The organism is Sulfuricella sp. T08 (genome assembly GCF_000971475.1).
Taxonomy (GTDB): domain Bacteria; phylum Pseudomonadota; class Gammaproteobacteria; order Burkholderiales; family Sulfuricellaceae; genus Sulfuricella.
In genome coordinates this window covers 13,009-26,316 of sequence record NZ_DF967539.1, presented here as the reverse complement: position 1 = coordinate 26,316, position 13,308 = coordinate 13,009, and the positions used below count along the sequence as shown (strand labels likewise).

At 57.5% G+C, this 13,308-nt stretch carries 14 protein-coding genes; 8 read left to right on the top strand and 6 right to left on the bottom strand.

The genetic code is table 11. The features are described from left to right. Positions 1-32: 32 nt before the first annotated feature. The 5 genes from SCT_RS09445 to SCT_RS09425 all read left to right on the top strand — a co-directional run bounded on the left by SCT_RS09445 (position 33) and on the right by SCT_RS09425 (position 4,095). The gene (locus SCT_RS09445) at positions 33-851 is read left to right on the top strand and encodes a class I SAM-dependent methyltransferase (RefSeq protein WP_059422102.1); all 819 of its coding nucleotides are present in this window, start codon (positions 33-35) and stop codon (positions 849-851) included. Between the two features lie 68 nt (positions 852-919). Next, positions 920-1,369, top strand: coding sequence for a hypothetical protein (locus tag SCT_RS09440; protein WP_202812140.1), 450 nt, complete (start codon positions 920-922; stop codon positions 1,367-1,369). Then, the gene (locus SCT_RS09435; protein WP_059422101.1) at positions 1,366-2,361 is read left to right on the top strand and encodes a CapA family protein; all 996 of its coding nucleotides are present in this window, start codon (positions 1,366-1,368) and stop codon (positions 2,359-2,361) included. Before SCT_RS09440 ends, SCT_RS09435 begins: the two co-directional genes overlap by 4 nt. Before the next feature lie 88 nt (positions 2,362-2,449). Continuing rightward, positions 2,450-2,806, top strand: a complete 357-nt coding sequence (locus tag SCT_RS16785; protein ID WP_159107892.1) for an Hpt domain-containing protein — start codon at positions 2,450-2,452, stop codon at positions 2,804-2,806. Positions 2,807-3,042: 236 nt separating this feature from the next. After that, complete coding sequence (locus SCT_RS09425; RefSeq protein WP_144408256.1) at positions 3,043-4,095, top strand: GGDEF domain-containing protein; 1,053 nt, start codon at positions 3,043-3,045, stop codon at positions 4,093-4,095. Positions 4,096-4,732: 637 nt separating this feature from the next. On the opposite strand, the gene SCT_RS09420 is transcribed toward SCT_RS09425, so the two are convergent. The 4 genes from SCT_RS09420 to hemC form a co-directional block, all read right to left on the bottom strand. Continuing rightward, positions 4,733-5,914 (bottom strand): heme biosynthesis protein HemY, encoded by a 1,182-nt coding sequence (locus SCT_RS09420; protein WP_059422094.1) that lies wholly within the window; start codon positions 5,912-5,914, stop codon positions 4,733-4,735. Next, positions 5,911-6,972, bottom strand: coding sequence for a uroporphyrinogen-III C-methyltransferase (locus SCT_RS09415; protein WP_059422092.1), 1,062 nt, complete (start codon positions 6,970-6,972; stop codon positions 5,911-5,913). The genes SCT_RS09420 and SCT_RS09415 overlap by 4 nt, the downstream gene beginning before the upstream one ends. Continuing rightward, positions 6,969-7,751, bottom strand: a complete 783-nt coding sequence (locus SCT_RS09410; protein ID WP_059422090.1) for a uroporphyrinogen-III synthase — start codon at positions 7,749-7,751, stop codon at positions 6,969-6,971. The genes SCT_RS09415 and SCT_RS09410 overlap by 4 nt, the downstream gene beginning before the upstream one ends. A 167-nt stretch (positions 7,752-7,918) precedes the next feature. Then, positions 7,919-8,797 (bottom strand): hydroxymethylbilane synthase, encoded by an 879-nt coding sequence (hemC, locus tag SCT_RS09405; RefSeq protein ID WP_059422740.1) that lies wholly within the window; start codon positions 8,795-8,797, stop codon positions 7,919-7,921. A 102-nt stretch (positions 8,798-8,899) separates the two neighbouring features. Between hemC and SCT_RS09400 the strand changes: the two genes are divergently transcribed. Then, positions 8,900-9,391, top strand: coding sequence for a thioredoxin fold domain-containing protein (locus SCT_RS09400; RefSeq protein ID WP_059422088.1), 492 nt, complete (start codon positions 8,900-8,902; stop codon positions 9,389-9,391). On the opposite strand, the gene SCT_RS09395 is transcribed toward SCT_RS09400, so the two are convergent. Both SCT_RS09395 and SCT_RS09390 read right to left on the bottom strand, forming a co-directional pair. After that, positions 9,392-10,159, bottom strand: coding sequence for a LytTR family DNA-binding domain-containing protein (locus SCT_RS09395; protein ID WP_059422086.1), 768 nt, complete (start codon positions 10,157-10,159; stop codon positions 9,392-9,394). It abuts the gene before it with no gap. Beyond that, positions 10,152-11,147, bottom strand: a complete 996-nt coding sequence (locus tag SCT_RS09390) for a sensor histidine kinase (protein ID WP_082098272.1) — start codon at positions 11,145-11,147, stop codon at positions 10,152-10,154. Before SCT_RS09390 ends, SCT_RS09395 begins: the two co-directional genes overlap by 8 nt. Before the next feature lie 89 nt (positions 11,148-11,236). Here SCT_RS09390 and argH point away from each other — a divergent pair, with 89 nt between their 5' ends. Together argH and SCT_RS09380 are read left to right on the top strand one after the other, a co-directional pair. Then, complete coding sequence (gene argH / locus SCT_RS09385; RefSeq protein WP_059422081.1) at positions 11,237-12,637, top strand: argininosuccinate lyase; 1,401 nt, start codon at positions 11,237-11,239, stop codon at positions 12,635-12,637. Position 12,638: 1 nt separating this feature from the next. Continuing rightward, positions 12,639-13,022 carry a LexA family transcriptional regulator gene (locus SCT_RS09380; RefSeq protein WP_059422079.1) on the top strand — a complete coding sequence of 128 codons (384 nt, stop codon included), beginning with the start codon at positions 12,639-12,641 and terminating at the stop codon, positions 13,020-13,022. Positions 13,023-13,308: the final 286 nt, after the last annotated feature.

Sequence of the window (13,308 nt, the reverse complement as noted above, 5' to 3'; positions counted from 1 at the left end):
TTAGCTAACCGAATTTGGATCAGGAATGAGCAATGGATAGCTTAACCCGTAAATACAAAATCAAGGACACCTTCGACGCCGCCTCAGAGGGTTACGACAAGCCTGCGCTACGTTTTTTCATCAATGCGGCGGACCAATTGGCCAACAACATGGCATTTTCCGGCGACGAGCACATTCTGGATGTAGCCTGCGGCACCGGCACGGTGACACTGGCGTGCGCTCATCGGCTAAGCCATGGGCACGTCACGGGTGTCGATTTATCTGAAGGAATGCTGGAAAAAGCCAGAGCCAAGGCATTGGCCCAACATCACGGAAACATCAGCTTTCTCTGCTCCGATCTTGAATCCATGAATTTCGGTGCCGGCAAATTCGATGCCGCGGTCTGCGGCTTCGGCATTTTCTTTCTGCCTGAGATGGAGGCGGCGTTCAAGATCATTGCGAGCCACATCAAACCGGGCGGCACCATCGGCATTTCAAGTTTTACCGGTGCAGTAATGGAACCGCTGTCTCAGAGCTTTATCGACCGCATCCAAACTCATGGAGTTGAGCTTCCCCCATTGTCATGGAAGCGACTGGATGACGCCGCCAAGCACCGTGCCCTTTACGAGGCCGCCGGGATGGAGCGGGTAAACACGCACACCATGCAGGCGGGCTATCACCTTACTGGCTTCGACGACTGGTGGGATATTTTGTGGTACAGCGGTTTCCGCGGCTTGCTCAACCAGCTTTCGGAAGGCGCATTGACAAGCTTCAAGCAGGAACATCGGTCAGAAATTGAAAAATTCGCTACCGAACAAGGCATTTGGCTGAATGTGGAAGTGATCATCAGCGTGGGGCACAAACCAGCATGAAAAAGCCCACCTAGAGAAATCGAAGAGTGTCATACAGTATGATTTTTTGTGTTCGATTATATATGACGATGTCAAAATTTATTGCAGCTCCGACGTCCCATTTCGCCTTCTGGGTTCGGTCCGTCATATCGACAGGATTCCTGATAGTCGGTCTATTTCCGGCTGCAACATTAGCGACTCCCCTCCTGCGCTGCAAAATTGATCAGGGTGGCAGCACCCAGGTGCTGGAGTTTACGCCGGTGAACGACCCCTACACAGTCAAAGCCATCGACATAAACGGGCGGTTTCGCTTCAAGGCTGTGGTGGTGGGCGACGCACGGCAGGTAGAATACATAAAGCTTTATACCTATGATCACCCAAAGCGTCAGCCGGTATTGTTGCACGAAGCCAAATATGCGGCGCCCGTTGTTCAGCCAAACCCATTGCCCGCAGCCTTAACCGGAGTGAACTACGTATACTCCCCCCGCTTGGAGCGGGAGCTACAATACGAATGTGCGCTGCTAGAGGCAGCACCATGAAGCGAACTTATTATTGGGGTCTGGTGGCAGGACTGTGCCTGATTTTTTGTGAGCTTGCCTCGGCAGAAACACCAAAGGCAGAGCCGACTGTGTCGATAGCTTTTGTCGGCGACATCATGCTCGACGAATCGCCGGGCAAGGTCATCAAGAGCGGGCGAGATCCCTTTGCGCCATTTACCGCACTTCTGAATACCGCAGATATTCGTGTGGGCAACCTGGAATGCGTGGTGGCCACCACGGGTACGCCCGAGTCGGAGAAGCCATATACCTTCCGCGCACACCCGCGCACCCTGAAGGTGCTCCAACGCCACTTCGATGCACTTGCCCTGGCGAACAACCATTCTGGCGACTACGGGCCCATCGCCTTTGGCGAAATGCTGGACCTTCTTGATCGGCAAATAATCACTTACTTTGGCGGCGGGCGTAACTTGGCCCAGGCCCATAAGCCCTTGGTGATAGAGCGCAATGGCTTGCGGATTGCACTGCTGGGATACAATGAGTTTTTCCCTCGTAGTTTTGAAGCCGACTTTGACAAGCCCGGCATCGCCTGGAGCGAGGATGAGCAAGTCCAGTTTGATATCCGCACCGCACGCACCCGTTACCACGCTGATCTGGTAATCCCGGTCATGCACTGGGGTTGGGAGCATGAAAGCTTAGCAGGCCCACGCCAGCGACAGTTGGCTCGGCTCATGATTGATGCCGGTGCCGATGTCGTAGTGGGTGGGCACCCCCACGTGACCCAGGATGTGGAGCAGTACCAAGGCAAGCCCATCATCTACAGCCTGGGCAACTTCGTATTTGACGGTTTCAGCGATCAAGCCAGCAACACCGGCTGGCTGCTGCGCCTGGAAGCAGACCGCACGGGTATACGCTCATGGCGTACCTTTGTAGCGCATATAGACCACCAAGGAACCCCCCATCCAGTCCCACAGTCCTTGGGATCATGTTGGGAAAGAGGGCAGGAGAAGGCGACGGCCTGCGTCAAGAACTAGCCCCTGCGCGCCTAGCCGCCATCCCCGACATCGACGTGGAACTTGGACTCAAGAGCGTGCGCGACAATACAGTGAGCCTGGCCCAGCTGTGCGTCAATACGCGCAAAGTCATGGAGCGACATGCGCACCTTGCGCGAGCGTTACGCCACCGGGGATTTCCGCAGCCCGGCTTCTTGCACATACCCTCAAAGGGACTGCCGGCACCCTCGGCACCAGCCAGATTCAGGCTTTGGCAGTCGAGCTGGAAGCGAATATCCGCGAACAGGTTCCCGTCGAAGAAATCGAACGCCTGGCCTCAATGCTTGAAGCCGAGCAGCCCACTCTGACCATAGCCCGGCTCACGGCCTTGCCAAAAGAAACACAAGCCCCACCCAGCGAAGCAGACAGGCAGCAAGTGCGCGAACTGCTGGACCGTCTTGAAATATTTCTGTCCAAGAGCGCTTAAGTCATGAAGGAATCATCCCGCTTCGTAGCGAGGAGAGCAATCTTCCCAGGCCAGTGATTACTCGAACACTTGGCGGTGTGTCTGCTTATGGCAAATAATAATGAAAAACTCAAAATCCGTGCCCAGCCTATTCCCCTGCCGGCAGTCATAGCCACTGACCCTCCGCTTGGCTCTGGATAACCCCCGTCCATTCCCTGAAAATTGCTGACAATGCAGCTGTCAGTGTATGCTTGTTTATGGGCGACGAAAAAAGATCTGTTGAGCGTGATTTGTTAAGCCATGTCGAAGCATTGACTCGGCATAGGGACGTTGTGCCCCTGAACGTCAGCGTCCTGAGCGCACTCAGGGATTTGCTCCATTTCGAGTACATCAGTCTTTTCCAAATTATCAAGCGTGACGATCAAAGCAGGGTTGCGCTTGCTGCCTGGATTCAAGACGGCACGGTACAGTGCAACATTGATTTCCCCTCGAATGCAGAACTCGGATCAATCGGCAGCCATCCGGCTTACCTATCATGTCTTAACTCCCCCCAACCAGCCTTGACTGAAATTCGCGCAGATGACGGGTTGATCGCTTATCTTCCTGTCATATTGGGTAATGAGGTTGCCGCTTTTTTCGAAGTACAAACCAAAGCCCTTTTAACCCCCCATCAAATTGATGTCATTGAAGGGATTGTTGGGGTCTATCGAAACTTTCTCAGCTTGCTGAAAGATAGTCAACACGATGAACTCACCGGCTTGCTGAATCGCAAGACCTTTGACCACGGCATGGCGAATTTGTTGTCTGCGGTAAGCCGCACAAATCCATCAAGCGAAAACGAGCGACGTACCATCAACAGTGATGACTATTGGCTTGCTATAATTGACATTGATTTTTTCAAGCGTATCAACGATCAGTTTGGGCACCTGTATGGCGATGAAGTTCTGATATTGATGGCAGACCTGATGCGTAAGTCATTTCGACAGCAGGACAGGCTATACCGTTTCGGTGGCGAGGAATTTGTAGTGCTAATGCGTCACATAGATTTTGAAAACGTCACCATATCATTGGAGCGCTTTTGCACCACGGTCATCAAACATTCCTTCCCGCAGGTAGGCCGTGTAACGGTTTCTATCGGCTTTGCACCTATAAGGCACTCGCAGTTGGCTTCGGTATCTCTTGGCAATGCAGACGAAGCACTCTATTACGCCAAAGAGCACGGGCGAAACCAAGTACAGTGCTATACAACGCTGATCGAATCCGGCCAACTTACTTCCAAACGGATGCACGGAGAAGTTGAGCTTTTCTAACCCCAAGAATCACGTGTCTTGTATTTGAACCAACTACGCGAAAAGGCGCAACCAATTCAGCTGTATATTTTAGCAACGCTCGTAAATGACAGTGTCGATAACTCTAGTTCGAGATTTTGGATAGTGGTCATTCGGTTGGATCGTTCCGGCCGACATTATAGAAACTCGTCACGGTACGGTTTGGCCGACGGTCCGGCATAGCATTCATGTTCCTGAAGGTCTCCTATCGCGAAAAGACCGGACTTCCGTCAGAGCGACTTCAACACTGCGTCAGTGACTGGAACTGGCACACTTCTGCCTGAACAAGCTGTCAGTCAATCAGCTTTTATTGGGACTACTCTCTGCCAGATAGCGGCCGCTCAAGAAACCCAAATCAACCGGGCGGTCGGTTTAGAGTATTTGGGACGGCCATTTTGAATTACAGCAACTGACAACACTGGAACAGAATACGCACCCAGTCGAATGATCGGTTTCAGTATAAAAAAACATCTGGCAGCAGCTGCTCGGCGGTCCGTAACTGGCATTCAATTTGGCGACGAAACGACCGCAGAATCGGTGGTGTTTTGAATTCGGAGCAGTATAGTAACCTCCGATTGGCGCCGATATCGGCGCCAATCGGCGGAAAAAAGATTGTTGATTAGTTGCGCTGCGGCAGCAGCGCCATGCTCTCACGGTAATGCTTGCCGGCTTCGTCGGCGCGTCCGATTTTCTCCAGCAAGTGCGCCAGCTCCAGGTGCGTCCCGGCATTGGGTTCGATGCTCAGGCTAGCCTCCAGGTAGCTCTGCGCCTTACCCCACAGCTCCTGCTTTGTGCATAGCCGGCCCAACGTCTGCAGCAGCGCGGCATCCTGCGGGTGCTGCTTGAGCCAGTTCTCGGCGCGTTCGATCTGCTTCAGCGTGTCCTTACCCAGGCATTCGCCGTACAACCTGACCACCTCGCTGTCCCACTGAGTTTCCAGGCTATCGGTCAGGATCGCCATTGCGGTTGGGCACTCGCGGAAGACCAGGAAACCTTGCGCCGCAGCCAGCGCGATCTTGCTGTTGGTCTTGTCGGCACTGGGAATTTTCTGCCAGTATTCGCGCAAGTCAGCCAAATTCTGCCGCTTGCGTTTCAGGTTTTCCTGGTGGGCACTGATTTTCTGCTGTGCGGCCTGAATCGGGTCTATCGCTTCACGTCTTTCCAACTGGGCAACCAACACCAACACCTGATCCCAGTTTTTGGCCTGCAACTGGGCCTTCAATTCCAGCCGCAATGCCGCGAGATTTTTGCGTGTCGTGGCCTGCAATTCCTTCAAGGAATGCAGCGCCTGCTGGAAATCGCGCTGATCGAGCAACAGCTCGGCCTGGGTCATCAGCCGTGGCTCCGGCCGATCCCGCCCTACCTGCTCGGCATGAGCCAGATAACCATCTCGTCGGTCGTAAGCCTTCAGTTCATGGGCGGCGTGCGCTGCCAGCAAGGAGTTGGCCAGAGGCGCTTCCTGCGATTCCAGCGCTATGGCGGCAAATTTCTCGGCTTTGGCGTAGCGCCCTTCATAGAAGGATAGCAATGCATCGTCCATCGCCTCGCGCGCCTTGTCGCGCCGCCGTTCCTGGCGGAAGGTGCGCACATAGGCAGGCAGGTTCAAGGTATGCACCGCCAGACGCACCGCTCCATAGCCTGCGGCAAAAACCGCCAGCAGCAGGGTCACAAAAAGGTTGAGAGACAGCTCGATCCGGTACGGGGAATAAACCAGCAGCACGTAACCGGCATTATGTTTGGCAGCCAGCGTCAGCGCCACCGCAGCGGCCAGGATAGCCAGAATCCAGAACAGCGTCTTCACTTGATCCCCGACCTTTCGCGCACCAGTTTATAGTTACGCACCGCATTCAGGCTGGTGGATATATCCGGCATCTCGATGCTTAGCGGGCCGCCGGCAAGCTGCTTGAGAACCCCAAGCGCAGTCTGGGTAGACTTGGCCTTGACGTCAAAATAACGGCGCAGCCAGGCATCGGCCGCTTTCAGGTCGGCTTTGTAGGTGACTTCGTCGTGCCGCAACAGGGCGATGCGCGCCGACAACAAGCGTAGCCGCAGGTTTTCCCGCAGGAAATAGGCTTGCGTCGGGGAGAGCAGCGGCGCATCGGGGTTTTCCATATTCTGGATGCGAACCAGCTGCTTCATGTCCAGCCAGATTTCCCGGCCCAGCTTGGCCAGCGGCTGCTCATCGCCACGCGCTTTCGTCGCCACCCGGTCGGCGGGCAGCTCACTGCCGATCACCAGCGGCAAGTCGTCCACCATGTTGGCCAGACTGTCGAGGCGCAGGCTGTGACCGACCACATCGACCGCCGGCAGCGCCTGAAGGCGTTCGATATCGGTGACAATCGCCTTGCGCAGGCTGATGAACTGCGGTTTGTCGAGCCGTTGCAAGCGACTGTCGGCGGTTTGCAGCGCGATCAATGCGGCCTTGGGATTGCCGGCGAGCTGCAATTGCTGGCTGGCGATCAGCAGAACCTGTTCGATCTCGGCCAGCACCCATTCGTCGCGGTTACGCGACAGCTCTTGGTAAAGGGATTCCAGCGCCACCTGCTGGTTCTGCGATTCAGTCAGCTTCTGCTCCAGCATGCCGAGCTTGACCATCGCCTGGCGAGATTCCTCCTGTGCCCGCGCCGCAACGATCTGGCTTTCCTTGTTGCGGCTGTCGAATTCGGCGAGGCGACGGCCCAGATTCTGCTCGAGAACATTACCGTGCTGCCGGCTGTCCAGCCATTGCCAGCCGATCAGAACCAGCGCCACGACTGCCACCGCCAACCCGAGATTGAAACGGGATGCTCTCGCTAGTGCCGGCCTTGCCTCTGCCGGCACCGGAATTTCCTCTTGCCTGTCCTGTGTATTCTCGCTCATGCCCGCTCTCTCGTCTTTTTCCGCCACTCGACCAACCCCCTCAGCAAGCCCTCATCGCCCGCCGGGGTAACATGAACCTGCTCGACCCCCAACTCGCGCGCCACCTCGGCAATATTTTCATGGAACACAAACACCGGCGTCTTTTTCAGCCATTGTTGCCCAAGTTTGCCCACCAGATCAAACAGATTGCGCATACTTTCACCGCTGGTCACGGTTATTGCGTCTATTTCACCGCGCACCCACTGGTTAAGCAGCTGACCGACATCCCCGCTGACAGGCTTGCCGCGCCGGTAACACTCGACCATGGTCAGTTCGGCGCCACGTCGGGTCAGCTCGTCGCCCAGCAGTTCGCGCCCGCCTTCCCCGCGAAAAATCGCCACCCGCTTGCCGGCCATATCCTGCAATTCGGGCAATGCCAGCAACGCTTCACTGTCGAAACGGCCAGGTGGCACGAGCACATCTTCGCAACCAAAACGTTCCAGCTCTTTCCCGCTGCCCTTGCCCACCGCCGCACAGCGCAAACTTTGTGGCCAGGTTCGTTTTGCCCGAACCTGGTTCATCGCCTTGTTAACCGCGTTGGGGCTGATAAAAATCGCCAGGTCGAACTGTTCCAGCCGGTCGATCACCCCGGATAAGGAGCCCATATCCTGCGCATCGAAAATTTCCAGCGTGGGAAACAGGATCGCCCTGCCGCCAGCGCGCTCGATCAAGTCAGCCAGATTTCCCGCCTGATGCGCCGGCCGGGTCACCACCACGCCAACATTTTCCAGCGGTTTCATCCCCGGGAGCCTGTCGGACTTATAGGGATCAAGGCGAAAATTCGGCTGGACGCGGACAGATTTTGCCGGTTTTGCAGGTCAATAGTTATTCTATTGACCAAAAAAGCGATGAAATATGGCCCGCCCAGACGGATTTGCAGCTGATTCATCATAAGTCCGGCAGGCTCCTAGTGTTCGAGTTCCGCCAGTATCTTGTCCGCACCCATGCCGATCAGGCGCTGGGCCAGTTCCTTGCCGATCTGCTCTGCCTCGCCAGGCTTGCCCGACACTTCCGTGCGCACCACGCGCACGCCATCGACACTGGAAACGAAGCCGCGCAGGCGGAGCACGCCATCGGCAATTTCGGCGAAGCCGCCTAGCGGCACTTGGCAACTTCCCCCCAAGGCACGGCTCATCCCCCGCTCTGCCGTGACGCAGGCAGAGGTGTCTGAATGATTGAGCGGCGCCAGCAAGGCAATCAAATCGTCGCGCCCGGCTCGGCACTCGATGCCGATCGCGCCCTGCCCCACAGCGGGCAGGCTTTGCTCGGTGGGCAGCAGAGAAGTGATGCGCTCACCCAGACCAAGACGCTTCAACCCCGCCGCAGCGAGGATGATCGCGGCGTACTGGCCTTCATCCAGTTTGCGCAAACGGGTTTGCACGTTGCCGCGCAACGACTCGATTTTTAGAGTCGAAAACCGCGCCTGTATCTGGCATTGGCGACGCAAACTGGAAGTGCCGACCACGCTGCCTGGCGGCAGCTCTTCCAGCTTTTTGAACTGGTTGGAAACGAAAGCATCGCGCGGATCCTCGCGTTCGCCGATGGCAGCGAGAACAAATCCTTCCGGCATCACCATCGGCACGTCCTTTAACGAGTGCACCGCGATGTCGGCGCGCCCTTCCTGCATCGCCTGTTCCAGTTCCTTTACGAACAAGCCCTTGCCGCCGATCTTCGACAGGGTCTTGTCGAGAATCTGGTCGCCGGTGGTGGTCATGCCGAGAATTATTATCTCGATTTGCGGATATAATGCCTGTAGCAGTTGCCTGACGTGGTGGGCTTGCCACATTGCCAGTGCGCTTTCGCGCGTTGCAATGGTGATCTGCTTGATACCGGCGTTTGTTTTGTCCGAGTGAGTTTTCAACGAATATCCCAAGGCAAAGATTACATAATGAACGTTAAGCTGGCTAACGGCCTGTTGGTGATTATTTTAACATGGTTCACTGCCGCCGGCGCACACGCCGCGGATAGCGCCGAGGTGCCGATTGCGCACAACCTCGCCACCGATGCCCAGGAAGCAAAAACCAGGGGGGTGCCGATCATGCTGGTATTCGGCAGCCACAACTGCCCCTTTTGTCTGCTACTCAACCGGGATTTCCTGCAACCGATGCGGCGCAACCCGGAATACGAAGCCAAAGTCATGATGCGGCGTATCGACATCTCAGCCAACGTGGCGCTTCGCGGCTTTTCCGGCAAAACCACCACCCACGCCCGTTTCGCCAAGGAACACCGGATCAAGCTGACCCCCACCATCAAGTGGTTTGACCCGGAAGGCCGCGAACTGACTGAACCTCTGATCGGCCTCACCACGCCGGATTACTACGGCGGCTTTCTCGACCAGCGCATCGACGAAGCCCTCGCCAAGATGCGCGGCAGAAATTAGTCAGCTGCGCCCAAATTCCTTGACGACGTGCTGCAGACGCCGGCTGATCGGCAACCTCTCGGCAATCCCGTTCAGCAACACCACCCAGCCGGATTGGACTTCGCCGGAATCATCCTGCGCCTGGCGCTCGAAACCCTCGACATAAGCCCGCGCCACCAGGCAGTTGCGGTGGATGCGCACGAAGCGCTGATCAAACTCCTGCTCCAGGCTGCTTAAGGATTCTTCCACCAGATACTCGCGCTCGGCTGTTCTGACCGTGACATACTTAAGCTCGGCACGCAGGTAGACGATCTTTTCCACCGGAACCAGAACTACCCGGCCACGCTCGTACACGCTCAAATGCACCCTGCCCTGCGGCGCCAGGCCACGCAATGCCTCCACGCTCCCGGCCGCCAGCGCCTTCGCCTTGAGCAGCGCGGCAAGGAGGCGTTCAGCCCGCACCGGCTTGAGCAGGTAATCGATAGCGTTTACCTCGAAAGCCTGGACGGCGTAATGATCGTAAGCAGTGACGAAAATGACGGCGGGCGGCTGGGGCAGGCGCTGCATGTGCTGCGCGGCCTCAATGCCATCCATGCCTGGCATACGGATGTCGAGCAGCACCACGTCCGCCAAATTCTGCGCCAGCAGCTCCAGCGCCTCCCTCCCGTTCGCCGCCTGCCCCACCAGCTCCAGCGGCTGGCTGGCGGCGCAATCCTGCAGCAGCTCCTTGAGCCGGCTGCGGGCCGGCGCTTCGTCATCCACGATCAACACGCGCAGGGCTTCAGGCATTTTTTTCACTCACATAAGGTACGATGATGTGGACCTGGTAGCTGCTGTCGTTCACTTTCGTCATCAGCGTGGCTTCCGCGTCGAAATGCAGCGCCAGTCGCTCGCGGATGTTCGCCAGCGCCATTTTGTTGCCGGAATGGTGGCCTCCCTCCCTGCGATAGGGATTGACCAGCACCAGATGCACCTGGTTGCGGGCGCGGTAAATGTTGATCACGATTTCACCCGGTTCGGTGCAGGGCTCGATCCCGTGATAAACCGCATTCTCCAGCAGGGGCTGAAGCACCAGCGGCGGAATCAGCGCATCACCCGGCATTTTTTCTACGTGCCAGACCACTTTCAGCCGCTCCCCCAGGCGCAGATGCTCCAGTTCCAGATACTGGCGGCACAGCGCCACCTCCTTTTCCAGCGGCGCCAACTGCCGGTTATCGGCCATCAGCACGCGGAACAGGTCGGCCATGTCTTCCAGCGCCCGCTCGGCCTGTTTTGGATCGGAGCGAATCAGGCTGAGCACCGCGTTGATGCTGTTGAACAGGAAATGCGGGCGGATTCGCGCCTGCAACGCCTGCAACCTGGCCTCGCTGATCGCCGGCGAGAAGGCCCGGCTGCGCAGGTGAAAGTAGCCCAACAGCACGGCGCTGACCAGCACGACAAATAGCCAGTGGCGTTCAAGCGCGCCGAGATCGGCATCGAATAAACTCTGGCTGAAGATATGCACCAGCGTACTCAACACCAGCTCCAGCAGCAGCACCGCGGCCACGCCAAAACGATAAGGCAGGCGCGACAGGACGCCGCGGCCCAGGCACAGGGCAAGCAGGGACAGCAGCAGCACCGGCTGCACCAGCGCGGAGAGATTCATCATCTCCCGCCACATTCCATCGTAGGTGGGCGCCTTCAGCATCGCCGCCACCACGCTCATGCCGTCCACGATAAACAGGATGCGCAGCATGATGCCGAGATTGCAGAAGTTCGGCAACGCCACCCCGGCCATGCCGGAGGGAGGTGTCGCAGCCCCTGTGGGAGCAGCAGGATTTTGCTTTATACTTGTCATATTCGAATATTGGTCAAGGCGGCAACGATATGCAACAAAAACCCTCGGCGACGGGCAAGGCCTGGTCGGGCAGATTCAGCGAGCCGGTAGCGGAACTGGTCAAGCGCTATACCGCTTCGGTGGAATTCGACCAGCGCCTGGCGGAATTCGACATCCAGGGCTCGCTCGCCCACGCCTCCATGCTCGAATCCTGCGGCATCATCGCCGCGGACGACCTGGAGGCAATCCGCAAGGGCCTCGCGCAGATCCTGGATGAAATCCGCGCCGGCCAATTCGAATGGCTGCTCGACCTGGAAGACGTCCACCTGAATATCGAAAAACGCCTCACCGCCCTGGTAGGCGAAGCCGGCAAGCGGCTGCACACCGCCCGCTCGCGCAACGACCAGGTCGCCACCGACGTGCGCCTGTGGCTGCGCGCCTCCATCGACGAACTGCTGACCTTGATCAAGGGGCTGCAAATGGCCCTGCTCGATCTGGCGGAACAGCATGCCGATACCGTCATGCCTGGCTTTACTCATTTACAAGTCGCCCAGCCCGTCACTTTCGGCCATCATCTCATGGCTTACTTCGAAATGCTCAAGCGCGATGCGGAGAGAATGCGCGACTGTCGCCGGCGCGTCAACCGTCTGCCGCTCGGCGCGGCTGCACTGGCTGGCACCAGCTACCCGATCGACCGGGAAAAAGTGGCGCTGGAACTGGGCTTCGACGGTGTCTGCGAAAACTCGCTCGATGCCGTTTCCGATCGCGACTTCGCCATCGAATTCACGGCTGCCGCCGCGCTGATCATGACCCATCTGTCGCGCCTGTCGGAAGAGCTGATCCTGTGGATGAACCCACGCGTCGGCTTCATCGACATCGCCGACCGCTTCTGCACCGGCTCCTCGATCATGCCGCAGAAGAAGAACCCGGACGTGCCCGAACTGGTGCGCGGCAAAACCGCCCGCGTCACCGGCCACCTGATGGCGCTGCTGACCCTGATGAAATCCCAGCCGCTGGCCTACAACAAGGACAACCAGGAAGACAAGGAACCGCTGTTCGACACCGTCGACACCCTCACCGCCACCCTGCGCATCTACGCCGACATGATGGGCGGCATCACGGTGGACAAGGAAGCCATGCGCCAGGCGGCATTCCAGGGCTACGCCACCGCCACCGACCTGGCCGACTACCTGGTGAAAAAAGGGCTGCCTTTCCGCGATGCCCACGAAGTCGTCGCCCTCGCCGTGCGCCACGCAGAAGGCAAGCGCTGCGACTTGAGCGAACTTTCCCTGACTGAACTGCTCGAATTCTCACCCTTGATCGCCGACGACGTATTCGCCGTACTCACCCTGGAAGGCTCGCTGAACAGCCGCAACCACATCGGCGGCACCGCTCCGAAACAAGTCAGGTCCGCAATCCAGCGCGGCCGTAAATTTATCGAGACTCTCTAAAATGCAAACACCCCTGCCACAGAAAAAAATCATCCCCATCATCCCCCACAACGAAGGGCCGGAAATTGCCGATGAAACCAGCGCCTGCTCGAGCGCCGAACCCTACGCGCTGATGGTGCTGGGCGACAGCATGCTGCCCGAATTCGAGGAGGGCGAAATCATCATCATCGAACCGGAAGGCCTGGCGCACGACGGCTCCTACGTTGTTGCCTGGCACAAGGATGAATACATCTTCCGCCAGCTGGTGCAACACAGCGACCGCTGGTACCTGAAGCCGCTCAACGACCTGTACCCCACCGATGAAGTGGCGGGGCTGGAAGTAGTCAAGGGCGTAATCACGCAGAAGAAAAAACCGGGCAAGCGGAGCTCGATGAAGTCTTATTAGTTAGGGGTTGTGCGCTTCGCGCAATTGATTGCCGGGGGCCGCCCGGCGGGCTGGTTACTTTATTTGTACGGCCATAAGAAAACCTCCCACATCCACCTCCCCTTCGGGCTTCCCTACGCTGCTCAGTGATGGGCAAGGGAGCTGAGCTCGGTCATGTTTTCCGGCTACCGACGAAAACATGGCGAGACGCCGCATCAAGATTACCAGAATTACCAACCTCGCCACTGTGAATGGTGGCGCACTTCAAAGCGAATCCGCAATGTAATAAAACTGTCACATGGCACAG